The sequence below is a fragment of the Vibrio sp. 10N.247.311.13 genome (genome assembly GCF_041467595.1).
Taxonomy (GTDB): domain Bacteria; phylum Pseudomonadota; class Gammaproteobacteria; order Enterobacterales; family Vibrionaceae; genus Vibrio; species Vibrio crassostreae_C.
This window is the reverse complement of sequence record NZ_JBFSUX010000056.1, coordinates 13,877-34,785: the sequence shown is the minus strand read 5'-3', so window position 1 is coordinate 34,785 and position 20,909 is coordinate 13,877. Positions and strand designations below refer to the sequence as shown.

The following is a 20,909-nucleotide window of genomic DNA, read 5'->3' as shown; positions in this document are numbered from 1 at the left end:
GCCCGTAGAGGACTTTCACCTCCTAGATCAACGCCATGCTCGGCGCACAACAAAAGCCCCGAGCAGCTAGGCTACTCGGGGCTTTCTTATCTACTTAGCTAGAAGCTAGTCAGCTGGCAATTAAGCCTTAGCTGGACGTGCTGCACGCTTACGTTCGTTTTCAGTAAGAAGCTTCTTACGGATACGAATGCTTACTGGCGTTACTTCTACTAGTTCGTCTTCGTCGATGAACTCAAGAGCTTGCTCTAGAGTGTGACGGATAGGTGGCGAAAGAACCTGTGCTTCATCAGTACCAGATGCACGAACGTTCGTTAGCTGCTTACCTTTCAGACAGTTTACTGTTAGGTCGTTTGAACGGTTGTGAATACCGATGATTTGACCTTCGTATACTTCATCCGCGTGCTCAGCAAATAGACGACCACGTTCTTGTAGGTTAAATAGTGCGTAAGTCAGAGCTTTACCAGTTGCGTTCGAGATTAGAACACCGTTGTTACGTTGACCGATTACGCCGCCTTTGTGAGGACCGTAGTGATCAAATGAGTGGTAAAGAAGACCAGAACCAGACGTTAGAGTTAGGAACTCAGTTTGGAAACCGATAAGACCACGAGAAGGCATCATGAAGTCCATGCGAACACGGCCTTTGCCATCTGGAGACATATCAGTTAGCTCACCTTTACGTAGACCGATGTTTTCCATGATGCCACCTTGGTGCTCTTCAAGCACGTCGATAGTCACAGTTTCAAACGGTTCAGTTAGGTTGCCATCTTCGTCTTTCTTGATGATAACTTCTGGACGAGATACAGCTAGCTCGAAACCTTCACGACGCATGTTTTCGATCAGGATAGATAGGTGAAGTTCACCACGACCTGAAACACGGAAACGATCTGGGTTATCAGTTTCTTCAACACGTAGTGCAACGTTGTGTACTAGTTCTTTCTCTAGACGCTCAAGGATGTTACGTGAAGTAACGAACTTACCTTCTTTACCCGCGAACGGAGAAGTGTTTACTTGGAACGTCATTGTTACTGTTGGTTCATCAACAGAAAGCGGAGTCATTGCTTCAACATTGTTTACGTCACAGATAGTGTCTGAAATTTTCAGCTCACCAAGACCAGTGATTGCAATGATGTCGCCAGCGTTAGCTTGCTCAACTTCGTGACGGTCAAGACCTAGGTAACCAAGAACTGTACCTACTTTACCGTTACGTTTTTTGCCTTCTGCATTGACGATAGTTACTTGTTGGTTTGGTTTAACAGAACCACGAGTAACACGAGCAACACCGATAACACCTACGTAAGAGCTGTAATCAAGTTGCGAAATTTGCATTTGTAGTGGACCGTCAAGGTCAACTGCAGGCGCGTCTACTGTATCAACAACAGCTTGGAACAATGGCTCCATGTTCTCGCCAGTTTCGCCTTCAGTCATTGTTGCCCAGCCGTTTAGAGCTGAAGCGTAAACAACTGTGAAGTCTAGTTGCTCATCAGTAGCACCTAGGTTGTCGAAAAGGTCGAATACTTGATCCATAACCCAATCAGGACGAGCGCCTGGGCGGTCAATCTTGTTGATTACAACGATTGGCTTAAGACCGTGTGCGAATGCTTTTTGCGTTACGAAACGAGTTTGAGGCATTGGGCCATCAACTGCGTCAACGATAAGCAGAACAGAGTCAACCATAGACATGATACGCTCAACTTCACCACCGAAGTCCGCGTGTCCCGGAGTATCTACGATGTTGATGCGGTAATCATTCCAGTTGATTGCTGTGTTCTTAGCAAGAATGGTAATGCCACGCTCTTTTTCGATGTCATTCGAATCCATGACACGCTCTTCAGCTTCACCACGAGACTCAAGAGTGCCTGACTGTTGTAGCAGTTTATCAACCAAAGTCGTTTTACCGTGGTCAACGTGCGCGATGATCGCGATATTTCTTAACTTATCAATCTGTGGAGTAGACATGGATTCTCGATTCACTCATAAAAGTAGCCGTCACTTATCTCAAAAGTTTGGATAATAACCGCTAGCTTGATTTAAAAAACGGTCAATAATATACCAGATTCTAGACAAAAACCCAGAAATATGTGATCTGAACCAAGGCTTTTTTCTTTATTAGCGATTCATATCCGCTTAACTTTGATTCAGTACAGTGTTGAGCAGCCAAATTCGTAGGACTCTAAAAAAGTATCACCTACGAGTGGCGAGCCAAATCTCCCGCAAAATAACAAAAGTGGATTGACAACTTAGGCAATTCATTGCTGAATGGTGCTCGCTTATGTCTCATATTGGTGCACAGACAAACAGTTGCACCAATAAAGTGCAACTAGAGATCATTTTGGTGCAAAAACCAGATTAAGAAAAATCGCAAAACAAGTAAATCATTGAAATTAATGGAATAATTTTTTTGGCACGTTTTTGGCAGTAGATAAATCAGCATCGATTAATGCACTTATAGACATTAATCAATGCTAGTTTCAACCGAATCGAGCTAATACCGAATTAATAACACTGGAGGTTATCCAAGATGTCAGTAGAAAATGTACTATCCCTGATCCAAGAGAACGAAGTTAAATTTATCGACTTACGTTTTACTGATACAAAAGGTAAAGAGCAGCATATCTCTATTCCTTCTCACCAAGTTGATGCAGACTTCTTCGAAGAAGGCAAAATGTTTGACGGCTCTTCAGTAGCTGGTTGGAAAGGCATTAACGAATCTGACATGGTAATGATGCCAGACGCAGCATCTGCTGTACTGGACCCATTCACAGAAGACGCAACGCTAAACATCCGTTGTGACATCCTAGAGCCTGCAACAATGCAAGGCTACGACCGTGACCCACGCTCTATCGCTAAACGTTCTGAAGAGTACCTACGTTCTACAGGTATCGCAGACACAGTTCTAGTTGGTCCAGAGCCAGAATTCTTCCTATTTGACGACGTTAAGTTCTCAAACGACATGTCTGGTTCTTTCTTCAAGATCGATGACGTAGAAGCAGCTTGGAACACAGGTTCTGACTTCGAAGGCGGTAACAAAGGTCACCGTCCTGGCGTTAAAGGCGGTTACTTCCCAGTAGCTCCAGTAGATTCATCTCAAGACATCCGTTCAGCAATGTGTCTAGTAATGGAAGAGATGGGCCTAGTTGTTGAAGCTCACCACCATGAAGTAGCAACTGCGGGTCAAAACGAAATCGCTACTCGCTTCAACACGCTAACAGCGAAAGCTGATGAAACTCAAATCTACAAGTACGTTGTACACAACGTTGCTCACGCATTTGGTAAAACAGCGACATTCATGCCTAAGCCACTAGTTGGTGACAACGGTTCTGGTATGCACGTTCACCAATCTCTAGCAAAAGACGGCGTTAACCTGTTTGCTGGTGATAAGTACGGCGGCCTATCTGAAATGGCTCTTTACTACATCGGTGGTGTAATCAAGCACGCTCGTGCAATCAACGCGTTTGCTAACCCATCAACTAACTCGTACAAGCGTCTTGTACCTGGTTTCGAAGCACCTGTAATGCTTGCTTACTCAGCACGTAACCGTTCTGCTTCTATCCGTATCCCAGTAGTACCAAGCCCTAAAGCACGTCGTATCGAGCTACGTTTTGGTGACCCAGCAGCTAACCCATACCTATGCTACTCAGCAATGCTTATGGCTGGCCTTGACGGCATCAAGAACAAGATTCACCCAGGCGAAGCTATGGATAAAGATCTATACGACCTTCCTGCAGAAGAAGCAGCTGAAATCCCAACAGTTGCAGAATCTCTACAAGAAGCTCTAGCAGCGCTTAGCGAAGACCGTGAGTTCCTAACAGCTGGCGGCGTATTCTCTGACGATTTCATCGATTCTTACATCACTCTGAAATCTGACGACGTACAACGCGTGAACATGGCTACACACCCACTTGAGTTTGAACTGTACTACTCAGTTTAATCTCCTGTAGAGATAAGCCATTTCTTACTGCAACCTTGTAAGAATCGCTGACTAAATATTAGGCTCGCCTCGCAGGCGGGCCTTTTTTATATTCTCTCGACGCTCCCCTCCTCGTACCATACCTTAGACAAAAGCCCTCAGAGGCTGTCGTGCTAAATTCAAAAAAACCAATAACAAAACCAACGCCAAAACGTGAAACCACCTAGCGGTGAAAAGAGGCTAAAAATATGAAAAACATACTGTTCCTGATCGGGTTAACAGTCGCGCTCTCGTGCTCTGCTCAAACGGTATATACCTGGGTAGATGAAGATGGCGTGCTCCACTTTAGTGATAACCCTAGCGCTCAAGATGCCGAGGCTCTTCGCCTGCCAGATGTGCAAGCTTTAGCACCCGCCCCTAAATTTGAGGCCTCGACTCCGGTTGACACCGCTGCTTCCTCTACAACTAAAACACCAGCTAAAACCCAGGCAGAAACCGAAACCACAGAGCGCGAGGTTCCCACTCAATTGGCCCTCACCATGTTGACTCCAGTTCATGATCAAACCATTCGTAGTAATCGCGGCTTAATCCCGATTCAGATAGAGCTCAACCGAAAGCTTGGTATCGGGGAGCAATTACAATTGATACTTGATGGCCGTCGTTATGGCGCCCCACAGACCCAACCTGTTTGGGAATTAAAAGGTATCGATCGAGGTACTCACACCATTGCAATTCAAGCACATAGAAGCGGCAAGCTTATTGCATCTACTAGTCCAGTCACCGTGTATTTACATCGAGCGACGCTCAAGTAGGCCAATGTGTTAAAAGAGTCCAAATAACCTCTACTTTTCACCTAATCGAAGCAGCTTTCAGCGACTCTAATGAATTATCTTTAGCTTCTGGTTGATATGCGCCATACTTGAACTTAGCTACGCACCAATTTGGTGCAGTGAGAAAAACACCAGTTCAAGGACGAAATAGTGAATCGATCAGCCAAAAGCGACAGCATAGATACACATCATCTTTCCAGCGCCATTCTCGACAATATGGTGACTTCGACATTGATGCTCGATGAGCAACTGTATGTCCGATACGCCAATCCGGCGGCTGAGCAGCTCTTTTCACAGAGCGCACGACGCATCGTTGATCATCCACTGAGCCAACTTATCCAACACGCTTCACTTGATTTGGCGCTTCTGACGCAACCGCTACAAAGTGGCCAGAGCATTACCGACAGTGACGTTACCTTCGTTGTTGATAACCGCCCACTGATGCTTGAAGTCACGGTTAGCCCAATATCTTGGCAGCGAGAGACGCTGTTATTGGTTGAGATGCGCAAGATAGACCAACAAAGACGCCTTAGCCAAGAGCTCAACCAACATGCACAACAACAAGCGGCTAAGCTGTTGGTACGCGGGTTAGCTCATGAGATCAAAAATCCACTCGGTGGCTTAAGAGGTGCGGCGCAGTTACTTGGGAAAATGCTTCCTGATCAGTCTCTTAATGAATATACACAGATCATTATTGAGCAAGCCGACCGCTTAAGAGCATTAGTCGACCGTCTGCTTGGCCCACAGAAGCCGGGGACTAAATCAGAAGAGAACCTTCACCAGATACTTGAGAAAGTCAGACAGCTCGTAGAGCTCGAATCGGGTTCAACGCTCGCCATCGAAAGGGATTACGACCCTAGCCTACCGGACATCTTGATGGATTCGGCACAGGTTGAGCAAGCGATGCTCAATATCGTGAGCAATGCAGCGCAGATTCTAAAGACTCAAGATTCTGGCAAAATCACCATTCGCACCAGAACGGTGCATCAAGCAAATATTCACGGGCAGCGACACAAACTCGCGGCTCGTATTGAGATCAGCGATAACGGTCCGGGCATCCCCGATGATTTAAAAGACACCTTGTTTTACCCCATGGTCAGCGGACGAGAAGGTGGAACAGGGCTGGGGCTATCGATTTCTCAAAACCTGATCGATCAACACAATGGGAAAATTGATGTTGAAAGCTGGCCGGGCAACACCACATTCACGATTTACCTACCGATTTAGGTCACAAGAGCCTCGCTATTGAACAGCGAGATGAAAGGCTTAACTCGGTAACACAAAGATTAAGACATCATAAAAACAACAATGATTATCACAATAGATTTGGCTGCAAAGGAATTGAATTATGAGTAAGGGATACGTTTGGGTCGTCGATGACGACAGCTCTATCCGCTGGGTAGTAGAGAAAACACTTTCATCTGCGGATATTAAGTGTGAAACATTTGCTGATGCTGAGAGCGTACTACTTGCGCTTGAGCGCGAGACACCTGATGTATTGGTGTCTGATATTCGCATGCCTGGCATTGACGGGATTGAGTTGTTACACCAGGTTCACCAGCGCTCTCCCGACCTGCCCGTGATCATTATGACCGCGCACTCAGACCTTGATGCGGCGGTGAATGCTTATCAAAAAGGCGCCTTTGAATATTTACCAAAGCCGTTCGATATTGATGAAACACTGACTCTAGTCGAACGAGCAATCGCGCACAGCCAAGAACAGAAACGCGAACAAGCCAGCGAAGTCGCTGAAGACACCAACGCGCCAGAAATCATCGGTGAAGCACCGGCAATGCAGGAGGTTTTCAGAGCGATTGGCCGTTTGTCTCGCTCATCCATATCCGTGCTGATCAATGGTGAATCGGGTACCGGTAAAGAATTGGTCGCGCACGCGCTGCACCGTCACAGCCCAAGAGCCAAAAAGCCCTTCATTGCCTTAAACATGGCAGCAATCCCTAAAGATCTGATCGAGTCTGAACTGTTTGGACACGAAAAAGGTGCTTTTACCGGTGCTAACAGTGTTCGCCAAGGACGCTTCGAACAAGCCAACGGCGGCACCCTGTTTCTTGATGAAATCGGCGACATGCCACTCGATATTCAGACTCGCTTGCTACGTGTACTTTCTGATGGCCAATTTTATCGCGTGGGTGGACACTCTGCGGTTAAGGTTGACGTTCGTATCGTTGCCGCAACCCACCAAGATCTTGAACGATTGGTACATGAAGGCGACTTTCGTGAGGACCTTTTCCATCGACTCAACGTTATCCGAATCCATATACCGGCACTTCGTGAACGTAAACAAGACATTGAAAAGCTGACTCATCACTTCCTAGCATCCGCCGCCGAAGAGCTCGGTGTTGAAGTGAAGACGCTACATCCTGAGACCATTTTGAAGCTCAACCAGCTCAATTGGCCGGGTAACGTGCGTCAGCTTGAGAACATTTGTCGCTGGCTTACCGTGATGGCGAGCGGCAGCGAAATTCTTCCTTCGGACCTGCCACCAGAGCTGTTGGAAGAAAAGGTGGTGACAACCTCAGGAACTGGAGATAACTGGCAACAGCTGCTCGCTAATTGGGCAAAGTGTGCGCTTGATTCAGGAGAAAAAGAGCTGCTGACTTATGCTCTGCCAGAGTTTGAACGTATACTGCTAGAGGCTGCACTCCACCATACTAATGGTCATAAACAGGATGCAGCTAAGGTTTTGGGATGGGGAAGAAACACCCTAACTCGTAAACTCAAAGAACTGTACTAGACCTTATATGACTCTCGATGCAGCTACTTTTTAACCAAAAAAGTGTCGCTTGGTTTGAATAGTGTCGGTACAATTACAGTACACTATTCACCAAAGTTGTAGCTAAAGATGTCTTTGAAAACACAAATTACTTTGAGAACCGCAGTGGTTCTGCCATTCGTGATGATTTTTCTGTTCACTATGGGCGTAATGGTTTTCACTCAAAAGCTAAGCTACAAAGAGATGGTGAGTGATGTTAGTGCACGCCAACTAACATCACTTACTGACAATGTTCATCAAAGCCTGTCTAATTTTTTAGAGAAGCCATTTCACGCCAACCTCTCGCTCAGCCATAACATCGGCTACCACCACCTTTATCAAGCGGGTAATCTCAGCAAGGTCCAAGACTATATTTTTTATACGTTTTCAGACCATTACACTGCTGTACCTCAACTCGATGTGATCGGCTTTGGTTCTGAAGATGGTAACTACGTCGGTTTTCGCAAAGAAGCCAACAAAGGCTACACCTTGATGGTGCAAGACGAACGCACCAATGATCAGTTGGTCATTTACCGTGGCAGCAAGATTAGTGAAGACATTCGATCGGTAATTTCAGGTTACGATCCTAGAATCCGTCCTTGGTACACACCCGTTGCGACACAGAAAAAACCGTTATGGTCACCAATTTATGCCAATGCTGACGAACGCCAAGAAATCACCTTATCTGCTCTCGCGCCTATCTATGATGATAACGAATTCAAAGCCGTCGTCGTCAGCGACATCAAGATCAATACCTTCAATGCGTTTCTCAGAAAGCTCAAAGATAGAACGGATGCCTCTGTTTACATCATCGATAAACAGCAACGTTTGGTCGCTCACTCAGGTGGAGGCAGTGTCGTTTCATGGGGAACAGGAAAAACCAACAAAGGCCAACGCTTACTGGCAACAGAGAGTGCTAACCCCGTAATACGTGAAAGCGCCAGTTACGTAGACCAATTCCACCTAATCGATAACTTGGGCGAGCAGCGCTTTAACTTTAGCCTAGACAACGAACGCTACTTTAACCAAATCACCCCTTACGAAGATGAACACGGCCTCACGTGGTTTATTGGAGTGTCGATTCCTGAAAGCAACCTGCTCGGTGAATTACCAGAAAATCAAAGAAACAGTTGGTTGCTCGGGCTAGCACTGAGTTGCCTTGGGGTCATTGCAGGATTAGTTGCCTTTAATCGCGTAACCCAACCCATCACCTCGACAGCAGATGCAGCCAAACGCCTTGCTAAAGGCGATTGGGACACGAGCATGCCAAAGACGGGGCATATCTATGAAACCAGCATGTTGGTGGAGTCGTTCAATGAAATGGCCAACAACTTAAAGGCCTCGTTTCACGCATTGCAGTCTCAGCTTACCTATGACTCATTAACCAAACTATACAGCCGTGAAGGCTTTATTGATGCGGCCAAGAAACACCCTGACAACGAAAAAGGCACGCTGTATTTGATTGGTATTGATCGCTTCCGAGACATCAATGACAGCCTAGGTCATTACAATGGTGACCAACTGCTTATCATTGCGGCTGCTCGTTTAAGAGGCACACTGCCATCCGAATACCTATTGGCTCGAACTGGTGGTGATGAGTTTGCCATCTACGCGCCAAACGTAACGCAAAGCGATGATGTTCAGCTGCTGACTAACCGCTTACTTCAAACCTTCGCTTCCCCATTTTCAATGGAATCAGAAAGCGTGGTGATTAAGGTATCGATGGGGATAGTGAATGTCTCGAATCTCTACGACATTACACTCCTGCTACGCAATAGCAGCATTGCATTGAGCAACGCGAAACAAGACAAAACCAGTGTCAGCATTTACAGCCCGGAGATGGGCAAAGCATCGAGACATCGCACCAAGATGCTAGCGCGAATGAGCCGAGCAATTGAGCTTCAACAGTTCGAACCGTTTTATCAGCCTATTATTGATCTGGAATCCGGCTCGACCATTGGTGCTGAAGCTTTAGCTCGCTGGATGACCAATGAAGGGGTGATCTCGCCACTCGAATTCATTCCTCTCGCGGAAGAGAGTGGTCTCATTTACGATATCGGAAAACAAATTCTGCATAAGTCCTGTCGAGATACTGCCATCGCGATTGAGTCAGGAAAGTGGAGCAAAGACTTCTCGATTCACGTTAATCTATCGGTCGATCAACTAAGCGAAAGTGGCTTTGTGGAACAAGTAAAAGGCACGCTGCGAGACACCAAGCTGCCAGCAAGCAACCTGACACTAGAGATCACCGAATCACGCATCGTCGACAATGATCCGACCATCATCGATAACATGCTGACGCTCAAAGCGTTAGGGGTCTCAATCGCAATTGATGATTTTGGTACTGGCTACTCTTCCCTAGCCTATCTGCAAAAGCTGCCATTTGATTGCCTGAAGATCGATCGTAGCTTCGTTAGCAAGCTCAACAAAGAGAACCTCGACAGCTCCATCGTCGCGGCTATCGTTAACATCACTAAAGGTTTCAAAGTAAGCTTGGTGGCAGAAGGCGTTGAAACGCAGCAACAGGCTGAACTTCTCAAGCAACTGCAGTGCCCGCTGGCTCAAGGCTTCTTATACAGTCGCCCAGTGCCGTTTGACCAATGGCCTACCGACCTCATCAACTCCAAGCAAAGTGCCAAGGTCAAACAAAATACTACTGAGAGTCTCACCTAAGTCAGGCAGAAATCGAATGAGTCAGATACAAAAATGCCAGCATAATGCTGGCATTTTTTATTGTTCTATTCTCTGTCGAGCGATTAGATAACGCGAGAGAACTGCTGCTGGCGAGCCTTTGCACGTAGGTATTTATCAAAACACATACAAATGTTACGGATCAGCAAGCGGCCACGCAGAGTAACACGGATTTCTTTGTCATCGACTTCAACCAAATCATCGTTGATGAAGGTTTGTAGAAGCTCTAAATCTTCTTTGAAGTAGCGATTAAAGTTAACCGAGAACTCAGATTCGATCATCGTTTTATCAAGCTTAAAGTTACAGATAAGCTGCTTGATCACTTCACGACGTAGAAGGTCGTCACTGTCTAGTGCCACGCCTTTCCAAAGTGCATGGCGCAGGTCATTCACCTGAGCGTAGTACTTCTTCAGCTCTTTCTGGTTTTGAGCGTAAGCATCACCGACCATAGAGATAGCAGAAACACCGAAGCCAATTAGGTCAGCTTCACCTTGGGTCGTGTAGCCTTGGAAGTTACGATGCAGAATACCTTCACGCTGTGCAACCGCTAGTTCATCTTCAGGTTGAGCGAAGTGGTCCATACCGATGAACTGGTAACCCGCCCCCGTTAGCGTCTCGATGGTATCTTGCAAGATCGCCATTTTCTCTTTCGCTTCAGGTAGGTCTTCGTCTTTAATCTTACGCTGCGCCGCAAACAGCTGAGGCATGTGTGCGTAGTTAAATACCGATAAACGACCTGGTTTCATCTCTAGCACTTGTTTCAATGTTTCAGCGAACAAAGCTTGAGTCTGCTTTGGTAGGCCGTAAATCAAATCAAGGTTAGTTGAGCGGAAGCCTAATTCTTTGGCACGTTGAACCATTGCAATGATGAACTCTTCATCTTGCTCACGGTTAACCAGCTTCTGTACTTCTTTATTGAAGTCTTGAACACCAATACTCAGGCGGTTAAAGCCTTCGTTACGTAGGTGGTCGAGTACGTCTAGTTCAATCTCACGCGGGTCAACTTCGATACTAATTTCAGCGTCAGCGGTGAAGTTAAACTCATCACGCAGAATCATCATCAAGCGAGTGATTTGTGTCTTAGTCAAGAACGTTGGCGTGCCACCACCGAAGTGCAATTGCGTCACTTCACGACCATTCAATAAAGAGGCGCGTTGGCGGATTTCATGTTCAATCACATCAAGATACTCATCCGCTTTATGCGAGTGACGAGTAATGACTTTATTACAACCACAGTAGTAACAAAGCTTGTGGCAGAACGGGATATGCACGTAAAGAGAGAGTGGACGCTCAGGATATTGAGTACACGCCATGTCGTAATCAGCGACGGTAAACGCTTCATGAAACTCCAACGCAGTTGGGTATGAGGTGTAACGAGGTCCCGAATAGTTGTACTTGTTTAAGATCTCTTGATCCCAAACGATTTGCTGATTCGTTGTTACTGGCTTGCTCGACATAGCGGTATTTCCAATTTAGATCCGCGAGAACCTAAGGTCTCTCAAATCATTTTACATACATTAAAATATAGACGGGTTATTTTGCCACACGACCTGTAAGGTCGTTCCAAGACAAAATCAATTTTTTAGACAAAAACTCAGAACTGCTAGCTTGATCACTAACAAAGCGTCGGGATTAACGAGACGCAAAAGGTAAGAAGGCTCATTTAACACTATCTCTAAAGATAAGGTGTCTCTAGAACACCCTGTATTAAACAAGCCTCTATTTTAAAAGTCTTAGCGACTAGATCATCTGAATGTTGATTTGGTTGTTGAGAGGTTTAACCTTCTCTTGCAACCTTTTCAGATCTTCAATGACCGCATCATTCAAGCGAGTCTCTGCCTTATGGCGCGTGAGATTCTGCTGCATGCGTTCTTTCTTCGTCAGTTCCTGTCTTGCCTCTCCGCGCGCCATATCTTTTACGATATGGTACAGCTCAGAAAGAGCAGGATACTCAGAATCAAAATCGACACGCTCATCACCCTGAACATTATCCATAATGATACACACTCGGATACTGATCTCAGGTAAGTCACATTGCCCTTGAATACCCGCTAAGCACAAAGTATTTACGTTTTCGTAAATCGTCGCGTTACGTTTTTCAATGGCTAGTGCTTGATGCTGCTTTTGCAACTCCGTCTGCTTCTTCACTTGAAGTAGAAGGTAACCTGCGTAAGAGCCCAAGCCGAGAATGATAATTCCACCAGCAATTGCTAATAAGGTTACGTTCATTGGCTATTAACCTTTAAAGCTGTCTAAATCGAAATCTTCGAATTGAGATAGCAAGTCTTCGTCAGAGCTCGCTTTCTTCTTAGATGCAACCGGTGCTTCTTCGAAGATCTCTTCTTCATCGTCTTCTGGCTCTAGTAGACCTAAGCGGCCCATTAGGTGTTCGATACGATCAAGTTTCTCATCAACAAACTTCTGTAGACCAGCACCTAGGTTTTCACCATTTTCGATACGATCTAGCAGTGTGTTCAGTTGAGCATCATTCTCAAGCATCTCTAACTCTTGTTCGTTAGATAGCTTGCGCTCTTGTTTAGTCGGCTTCTTCGCTGGTTCAACGATCAGCGGAATTTTTTTCTTGCTGCCTAAACGAGGGTCACGAGCTTGTGCAGCTTTACGCTGTTTTGCTTCGCTACCATCTGAATGACGGCTGCCAGACTTCAGGCCTTTACGCTTTTTAACACGCTTACGTTCACGACCTTCAACATCAGATTCACTACGGTTACGAGTAACCATAGGCTCCGGAGCGCCAAGTGCTCCCGGCTTTCTTGATTTCTTACTACGACCCATTACTGCACTTTCCTCAGTAAAATTACATCATTTCCAAAAAATTCTAGTTCGAGCTTATCCCGCTCTGCCAAAAACTGGAATGTTTGACGACTAAAGAAGACGACATGTGTCGGGTCATTCTTGTAGTGCCAACCAGCAAACGCGTCTACGTCTATTACTAGTTTAGTCATAAGACCAATCCAGCCCTTGGGTTTAACTAAATTCAACCATTGCTGCCACACTTTGTCTGGGTGATAAAGATGCTCTATCACCTCCGTGGCAGTCATAAAGTCATACGTTTTTTCCAACACAGAGGGTTCTGGGTGGTAATAGATATCGTACAACTCCATGGTGTGTCCGGCTTCTTCTAACATAATAGATAGCGTAGGGCCTGGGCCACAACCAAAATCCAACCCTTGTGAGTTAGATGAAATTTTGTCTGTTAGTGGATCCGCGATGCGAGATAAAAAGCGGCGATAGCCTGCATCACTAGGATCGTTCTCATGGAGATCATAGTGTGCTTTTTCTTCTTTTGCTTCTAACCTTTGTTCAGGTTTAACAAATACCAGTTCACATTGCTGACACTGCAGATAGGCTCTGCGTTTGTCTTCAAAATAGTGATTCACGCCTTGGTGATGGCATAAGGGACAAGTATACATAGCACATCCTTAAACAGGGATGCGAAACATACCAGAAACTGAGTTTATAGTGGAGAGGTATTGGGTGTTTTTTCATCAAATCAATAAAAAAAGCGATAGGAAAACCTATCGCTCTCTAAATCTGCCTATATCGGCCAAAATTTGCATACTCAACTTGGTACACAAATCTCCATTTGTTATTGGTGCTTTCCATGCCAAATTTGTTTTTTGTTCATCGTCCTGATGAGTTTTGGCTATCCTTTTCTAACACCTTGTTACTGGGCTGTCCTAGCCTGATCCGTTTCTGTCTATACCGTTAGACTAGATGACCATCCGTATCTAAGTCAGCTCCTAGCTGATGACGGGTACTTTACCTTGTTACAAAAAGACTACAAGAGTGCGACTTCACACTTTTGTACACAAATTGAGCTCGTATTGATAAATAAGATATGAACACGGCACTCATAGACAATAGTAATACAAAAGAAAACGCCCCAACCATTTCTGATCGGGGCGTATCTTGAATCTCGCTCGAACGTACATTTCTTTACTCTGGCTAAGAGCAAGAAACCGACATATTAGTGTAAACCACCAACGTACTTCGATAAGGTATCAATATCTGCGTCTGTTAACTTTTTAGCTACATCACGCATCATCGCATTCATGTCGTTATTACGGTCACCATCGCGGAATTTCTCAAGTTGAGCCTTGATGTAATCTGCGTGCTGGCCAGAAATTTTAGGGAAACCAGAAAGTTCGGTACCATTACCACGAGGGCCATGACAAGCAATACACGCCGTTACGCCGCGTTCTGCGTTACCCGCTGTGTAAAGAACCTTACCTTCATCTACTACATTTTCAGGAGTAGAGTTACTAGAGATAGGTAGAGAGGCGTAGTATGCCGCTAGGTCAGCCATATCTTCTTCAGATAAAGGCATCGCCATTGCACCCATTACAGGTTCGTAACGACCTTGCTTACCACCACTTGTCATACCTAGCTTAAGCTCTTTTAACTGCTTCTCTAGATACTTCTCATGTTGACCAGCCAGCTTAGGGTACTGAGTGATCAGGCTGTTGCCGTCAGCACCGTGGCAGGCAACACATGTTTGTGATTTGGCTTTACCAGCTTCAATACTACCTTGAGCCCATACTGAGCAGCTGGCTAAAAGACTCAAAATTAGCGCTAATTTCTTCATGACATTCCATTATAATTATCAAGCTTCCAGTACCACTCTATGTTGCCACTCATGGTACAATAGGCGACCTTATGCCGAGCACGGTTATTTTACACAAATTCACAAAAAAGTAATCAATCGACTACACAAAGTCGAGATGGAGTTAACAGTGAGCGTAAAAATTCATTATCAAAACACGCATTTCATTACCAGTGCACCTGATATTCGTCATTTACCAGAAGACGAAGGGATCGAAATTGCGTTTGCAGGACGCTCCAATGCTGGTAAATCTAGCGCGCTAAATCGCGTTACAAACCAAAAAAGCTTGGCGAAAACCAGTAAAACACCCGGTCGAACTCAGCTAATCAACCTATTTAAGGTAACGGACGGTTGTCATATCGTCGATTTACCTGGATATGGCTTTGCTCAAGTACCACTTGAGATGAAGAAAAAATGGCAGAAGTCGCTAGGTGAATACCTACAACGACGTGAAAGCCTGAAAGGTTTAGTGGTATTGATGGATATCCGTCACCCAATGAAAGACCTTGACCAACAAATGATCTACTGGGCTATCGATAGCCGCATCCCAGTACAGGTTTTGTTAACAAAAGCAGACAAACTGAAAAGTGGTGCGCGTAAAGCACAGCTACTGAAAATCCGTAACGATGCAAAATCTTTCGGTGGTGATGTTGCGGTTGATGTCTTCTCTTCAATGAAGGGCATCGGCGTTGACCAACTGCGTGCCAAGATGGATGAGTGGTTTGCGCCTGCGCTTGCTGATCAAATCATTGATGAGTTAGCAGACGAAGAGCACAACGACTCAGAGTAGTTCCTCTACTTATCGCTATAGGTTAGAGCACTTACAACACGTGATTTAGCCTTATCAATGCCCCTCCTTATATAGGTGGGGTATTTTTTTGCCCAAAAATGAGTGAGTTAAGCCTAAGTTTTTAGTGTTAAAAATCGGATTTAGCCACTAAAACCAATAGAAGTGAACCATACTAAAAGACACATCTAAATAATCAGAACAATGAGAAAGGAATACTCATGTGGAAAACACCATTGGCCATCATTGCACTTATGTTGGTCTCACTGACAGGGTTTGCCTCTGAAGCAGAACAAGAACAAGAACAAGCCCCACTGATCAATGTCGATATGACCTTAGACCTCGATGGCATGGAAAAGTACGCCCAAGACGCGAGTAAGTCTCTTGAGGTGATATCGCAATCTTTGCAAGCGATAGTCAACAACCCCAACCTAAGCGACGACCAGCAACAAGCCCTCAATCAAACCGTTGAAAGCATCAATAAGCTTGCGAGCTCCACCAAGACATCACTCAATCAACTGCCACAAGCCTTAGACCAATCTCGACTCGCCTTTAAACAAACCAGTCAAATGCTGTTGGATGACATTCAGACCAAGATCATCATTGCGCTGGCGGCCGTTATCGCCGTCATTATTATCGCTTTGACCGCTATCTATCTGCTTATCCTGAAACCCATGCAGCAAACCTTGGTAAAAGCGACCAACAATATCTCTTCGATGGCACAATCCATCCAGATCACCGCCGAAGCACTGAAATACAGCACCGAGAAACAACAGAAAATCATGGATTACATTGAGCATTCACCGACTCAATACACTGATAAATAAGGCGTGATCCATCAATCCTTTATCGATAACTTGTAAAATAAAAGTTATTTCAAGTGATAAAACAATCGACTTAGAGACGGATTTAAATTACCAAAAGCTGATCGAATTCCAGATCTAAGGCAAATCAGGGGCTTATCACTGTGCTTGAGAAAGTGTAATAAAGGCACTAAAAATGAGAGGTTTTACGGGGGAATGGTAGGTTGGAAATATTTTTCTTTCGCACAAGAAAAAACGCCCCAGTCAAATACTGACTGGGGCGGCTGAATCAGCCTAATCCAATAACGTGAAACAAAAGGTCTGAAAGATAGAACATCTTACCTCTGTACCCTACAAGATTTAATGTACAACAATTGCTCAGAAATGAAAACAATTTTTGTAGTTTTTTTTCATGAATGTTTTATTAAAACACCTAAATTCTTATTACGACTTAACTTTATTTGAGACAAAAAAAAGCCAGTGTTTGTGCACTGGCTCATACTAATTTGCTTATTAAGGTCAAAAACTGATTAGTGGGCTTGATCCCAGTTGTCACCGTGGCCAGCTTCCGCGACAAGCGGCACTTCTAGCTCTGCAGCGGATTCCATCAATTCTTGTACTTTACTTTCAATTTCGGCTAAAGATGACTCTTCCACTTCAAACACCAATTCATCGTGTACCTGCATAAGCAGTTTTACACGACCATCGCCTTCCGCTTGAATCCACTCATCCACCAACAACATCGCTTTCTTAATGATGTCCGCTGCTGTGCCTTGCATTGGCGCATTGATCGCCGCGCGTTCAGCAGCTTTACGACGCATGCCATTACGAGATTGAATCTCAGGAAGGTGCAGTCGACGACCGTAAATGGTTTCAACGAAGCCTTGCTCTGAAGCAGCACTGCGCGTGTCTTCCATATACTGCATTACGCCAGGGTAACGCTCGAAGTAAGTGTCCATGTAGTGCTGTGCTTCGCCACGAGGAATACCCAGTTGCTTAGCCAAGCCAAAGGCACTCATACCGTAGATAAGACCGAAGTTAACGGCTTTAGCACGACGACGTTGTTCAGTGGTCACACTCTCAATATCAACACCAATGATCTCAGCAGCCGTTGCCGCGTGAATATCTTTGCCTTGTTGGAATGCTTCCAGAAGCGCTTTATCACCCGACAGGTGCGCCATGATACGCAATTCAATTTGAGAGTAATCGACCGCTAGAATCTTCCAGCCATGTTGTGCAACGAATGCTTGGCGGATACGACGACCTTCTTCATTACGAATTGGGATGTTCTGTAGGTTTGGATCTGTTGAAGACAAACGACCCGTTGCTGTCACCGCTTGGTGATAAGACGTATGAACACGACCCGTTTCAGCGTTGATCATCTTAGGTAGTTTATCTGTGTAGGTCGACTTGAGTTTCGCAAGACCACGATACTCAATGATCAGCTTAGGTAGCGGGTAATCAAGAGCCAGTTCTTGCAGCACTTCTTCGTTGGTTGAAGGTGCACCTGATGGCGTTTTCTTAATAACTGGCAAACCCATTTTCTCAAACAAGATCGCTTGCAGCTGTTTTGGCGAGTTCATGTTGAACTCTTGCTCTGCAATCTCGTAGGCTTTCTGTTCTAGCTCATCCAATCGAACCGCAATCTCTTGCGATTGAGCGCCCAGCAACATGTCATCGATGAATACGCCGGTACGTTCAATGCGAGACATTACAGGGATCAGTGGTACTTCGATTTCTTCATAGATGGCTTTTAGCTTTTCATCTTGCTCAATGTTTTCCATCAAACGGTTATGAAGACGTAGTGTCACGTCAGCATCTTCTGCTGCGTATGGAGACGCTTCTCCCAGCTCAATCTGGTTGAAAGTAAGCTGCTTCTTACCTTTACCTGCGATTTGCTCAAATGAGATGCAGCTGTGCTGAAGGAAACGCAGCGCTAGGCTATCCATATCATGCTTGCCGCCAACGCTATTAAAAACATAAGACGCTAGCATGGTGTCGTGCTTGATGCCTTTCATCTCGATACCGTAGCGCGCTAAAACGCTCATATCGTACTTCAGGTTTTGACCGACTTTAGCCTGTGCGTCATCTTCAAGAATCGGCTTAAGCTGTTCAAGTACCCAATCACGATCCAGTTGTTGAGGTGCATCTAAGTAGTCATGAGCAACCGGTACGTAAGCGGCAACGCCTTCTTCGGTTGCGAATGATAGACCAACAAGGTTAGCCACCATGTAGTCCAAGCTGTCTGTTTCAGTATCAAAGGCAAACACCTCTGACGCTTTCAGTTTCTCTAGCCACGCATTAAAAGAGGCTTCATCTAAGATGGTTTCGTAGTTGCTGCGATCAATCGTCACTGCAGAGGTGTTCATTTCTACGGTAGAAGTGGTTGATGCCGTGCTGCTACGCACAGCACCCGACTTTTCATCCGCCTCAACCACACCACTGCCGCCTTCCAGTAGCTCGTTCAACCAAGATTTGAAGACCAGTTGACCGTATAGCTTAATCAGCTCATCCGTATTTGGTTGTGCTTTTACAAGCGACTCAGGTGTCTCTTCTAACTCGACGTCCAGTTTGATCGTTGCAAGCTGGTAAGACATCTCAGCGTTGTCTTTATTATCAATCAGCTTCTTAGCCATGGTTTTTGAACCACGGAAGCCAAGAGCGGCAATATCATCCAGGTTTTGATACAGCTTTTCGATGCTACCAATGCCTTGTAGTAGAGCAGTTGCTGTTTTGTCACCAACACCTGGAACGCCAGGAATGTTATCCACTTTATCGCCCATCAGTGCAAGGTAGTCGATAATAAGCTCTGGTGGGATGCCAAACTTCTCTATCACGCCTTCGCGATCCATAACCACGTTGGTCATGGTGTTGATCAAAGTAACGTTGTCATCAACCAGCTGCGCCATATCTTTATCGCCAGTACTGATCAAAACCGGCATGCCCGCTTTAGATGCTTGAGAAGCTAGCGTACCAATCACATCATCCGCTTCAACGCCGGGAATAGAGATAAGTGGCAAACCCATTGCACGAATCACATTGTGCAAAGGCTCAATCTGGCAACGAAGATCATCAGGCATAGGTGGACGATTTGCCTTGTACTCTGGGTACATGTCATCACGGAACGTCTTTCCTTTCGCATCAAAAATTACCGCAATACGATCAGAAGCAAATTGACGCATCATGCTGCGCAGCATGTTAACTACACCGTAAACAGCGTTAGTTGGGATATCACCATTGCTCATTGTGCCAGGGTAAGCATGGAACGCGCGATATAGGTAAGAAGAGCCATCGATCAGAATCAATGGATTATCAGGAATACGAGCCATAATGTTTGTGTATCCAGTAAGTACAGAAATTATCTGTTAAGAATGCCACGTCTGTTGGTTGGATTCCACGTTGTCGATCTGTATCCGTTCACTCGGTTGTGTTCGTTATAATCGATTTGTTGTTATTTTTTGTTCTTAGACGCAAGCGTTCTGTGGATAACTCTGTTTATATTATTTATCCACCCTGTTGAGAACTAAGGTGAACAACTCAAAAAACACCAATAAACAACTGAAAATAAAGAATAATTTTACAGATCGAACAGATGATCAACGATCTTTTCTCGATCTTGCGTTGTGGAAAAGAATGCTGATGGCGTTTTATTCATAAAAATACGTGCCACTAAATATGCATCATGTTGAAATGGTAGGTATAAAAAAAAGCGACACCCGAAGATGTCGCCTAGCAAAAACCGGTAAAGCCATTCAAATTGAATACCACAGCTTTACCTAAAAGCTATAAATTACACTGGAAGCAATGTGAGCAATGTCGTGTCAAAAAGAACTTAGTACAAGTTCGCGAGAATTCTGTTGGGTAACCAAGTAGATACTTGAGTACTTAACATCCTTGTGAACATTTCCTCATTCCCTAAGACGAAGTTAATAATAATGATTCTCATTTAATGGTCAACAATTAAATGATAATAAATCTCATTTGATTTATAAATCGTTAACAGCAGTGCTTAAATTTGCTTCAAAAAATGGATTCTATGGTCATTAATGTCTTCTTTTTCTTCAAATCTTTCGATTAGGTAACCGTTTCTCAATAACAGGCGCAACATTGCAGGGAACTGGTTACGAGACTTAACCTTTAACTGTCTGTAGCCCTGCTCTTTCGCCCACTGTTCCTGAACGTCTAATTGCGCCTGTGCAACGCCTTTGTTCCTCGCGAGCGGTGACACGCCACCAAACCAGCTGTAAAAAGTATCTTGATCCAATTCATAGCCGATCTTAAAGCCAAGCAACACGCCAGCTTCTTCAGCCACTAAGATAAGGCTCTTTTTCCCTGCCAGCCGCTCTGACAGAGAAGCGACACTCTCTTTTTTAGCGAACTCAGAGATCTGCTCGACCACAGACACCACTTCTTCTAAAGAACCTTCACGTACGACAACTGACATCTTATTCATCCTTATAAACGAAAGGGCTGGCACAATGGCCAACCCTTTACTGA

General features: G+C 45.0%; 15 protein-coding genes. 7 read left to right on the top strand and 8 right to left on the bottom strand.

Features of this window, described 5'->3' with window-relative positions; translation table 11 throughout:
* Positions 1 to 120 precede the first annotated feature (120 nt).
* Complete coding sequence (gene typA, locus AB6E52_RS18620; protein WP_017059220.1) at positions 121 to 1,956, bottom strand: translational GTPase TypA; 1,836 nt, start codon at positions 1,954 to 1,956, stop codon at positions 121 to 123.
* A 562-nt stretch (positions 1,957 to 2,518) separates the two neighbouring features.
* Here typA and glnA point away from each other — a divergent pair.
* The 5 genes from glnA to AB6E52_RS18595 all read left to right on the top strand — a co-directional run bounded on the left by glnA (position 2,519) and on the right by AB6E52_RS18595 (position 10,180).
* Positions 2,519 to 3,928: a glutamate--ammonia ligase gene (glnA, locus tag AB6E52_RS18615; protein WP_017059221.1), complete on the top strand. Its 1,410-nt coding sequence runs from the start codon at positions 2,519 to 2,521 to the stop codon at positions 3,926 to 3,928.
* A 227-nt stretch (positions 3,929 to 4,155) separates the two neighbouring features.
* Positions 4,156 to 4,719, top strand: a complete 564-nt coding sequence (locus tag AB6E52_RS18610; RefSeq protein ID WP_102320571.1) for a DUF4124 domain-containing protein — start codon at positions 4,156 to 4,158, stop codon at positions 4,717 to 4,719.
* A gap of 168 nt (positions 4,720 to 4,887) precedes the next feature.
* The gene (gene glnL / locus AB6E52_RS18605) at positions 4,888 to 5,964 is read left to right on the top strand and encodes a nitrogen regulation protein NR(II) (RefSeq protein ID WP_019826501.1); all 1,077 of its coding nucleotides are present in this window, start codon (positions 4,888 to 4,890) and stop codon (positions 5,962 to 5,964) included.
* Positions 5,965 to 6,085: 121 nt separating this feature from the next.
* Positions 6,086 to 7,489 carry a nitrogen regulation protein NR(I) gene (gene glnG / locus AB6E52_RS18600; RefSeq protein ID WP_017059224.1) on the top strand — a complete coding sequence of 468 codons (1,404 nt, stop codon included), beginning with the start codon at positions 6,086 to 6,088 and terminating at the stop codon, positions 7,487 to 7,489.
* 108 nt (positions 7,490 to 7,597) lie between these two features.
* Positions 7,598 to 10,180 (top strand): GGDEF and EAL domain-containing protein, encoded by a 2,583-nt coding sequence (locus AB6E52_RS18595; protein ID WP_102320570.1) that lies wholly within the window; start codon positions 7,598 to 7,600, stop codon positions 10,178 to 10,180.
* Positions 10,181 to 10,263: 83 nt separating this feature from the next.
* Here the strand turns inward: AB6E52_RS18595 and hemN are convergent, their stop codons facing one another.
* From hemN to AB6E52_RS18570, 5 genes are all read right to left on the bottom strand, one after another.
* Positions 10,264 to 11,655 (bottom strand): oxygen-independent coproporphyrinogen III oxidase, encoded by a 1,392-nt coding sequence (gene hemN, locus AB6E52_RS18590; protein WP_102320569.1) that lies wholly within the window; start codon positions 11,653 to 11,655, stop codon positions 10,264 to 10,266.
* A 283-nt stretch (positions 11,656 to 11,938) separates the two neighbouring features.
* Positions 11,939 to 12,427 (bottom strand): DUF2489 domain-containing protein, encoded by a 489-nt coding sequence (locus AB6E52_RS18585; protein ID WP_017060164.1) that lies wholly within the window; start codon positions 12,425 to 12,427, stop codon positions 11,939 to 11,941.
* A gap of 6 nt (positions 12,428 to 12,433) precedes the next feature.
* A complete protein-coding gene (gene yihI / locus AB6E52_RS18580) occupies positions 12,434 to 12,991 on the bottom strand; it encodes a Der GTPase-activating protein YihI (RefSeq protein ID WP_017060163.1) in 558 nt (185 codons plus the stop codon).
* The gene (locus AB6E52_RS18575) at positions 12,991 to 13,629 is read right to left on the bottom strand and encodes a class I SAM-dependent methyltransferase (RefSeq protein ID WP_019826511.1); all 639 of its coding nucleotides are present in this window, start codon (positions 13,627 to 13,629) and stop codon (positions 12,991 to 12,993) included. The genes yihI and AB6E52_RS18575 overlap by 1 nt, the downstream gene beginning before the upstream one ends.
* A 557-nt stretch (positions 13,630 to 14,186) precedes the next feature.
* Positions 14,187 to 14,804: a cytochrome c gene (locus tag AB6E52_RS18570; protein WP_012602993.1), complete on the bottom strand. Its 618-nt coding sequence runs from the start codon at positions 14,802 to 14,804 to the stop codon at positions 14,187 to 14,189.
* 148 nt (positions 14,805 to 14,952) lie between these two features.
* Here AB6E52_RS18570 and yihA point away from each other — a divergent pair, with 148 nt between their 5' ends.
* Both yihA and AB6E52_RS18560 read left to right on the top strand, forming a co-directional pair.
* Positions 14,953 to 15,612 (top strand): ribosome biogenesis GTP-binding protein YihA/YsxC, encoded by a 660-nt coding sequence (gene yihA, locus AB6E52_RS18565; protein ID WP_017060162.1) that lies wholly within the window; start codon positions 14,953 to 14,955, stop codon positions 15,610 to 15,612.
* Positions 15,613 to 15,830: 218 nt separating this feature from the next.
* Positions 15,831 to 16,436 (top strand): GTP-binding protein, encoded by a 606-nt coding sequence (locus tag AB6E52_RS18560; RefSeq protein WP_102320568.1) that lies wholly within the window; start codon positions 15,831 to 15,833, stop codon positions 16,434 to 16,436.
* A 506-nt stretch (positions 16,437 to 16,942) separates the two neighbouring features.
* Here the strand turns inward: AB6E52_RS18560 and polA are convergent.
* Positions 16,943 to 19,741, bottom strand: a complete 2,799-nt coding sequence (polA, locus tag AB6E52_RS18555) for a DNA polymerase I (RefSeq protein ID WP_102320567.1) — start codon at positions 19,739 to 19,741, stop codon at positions 16,943 to 16,945.
* 680 nt (positions 19,742 to 20,421) lie between these two features.
* Positions 20,422 to 20,856: a GNAT family N-acetyltransferase gene (locus AB6E52_RS18550; protein WP_017063054.1), complete on the bottom strand. Its 435-nt coding sequence runs from the start codon at positions 20,854 to 20,856 to the stop codon at positions 20,422 to 20,424.
* Positions 20,857 to 20,909: the final 53 nt, after the last annotated feature.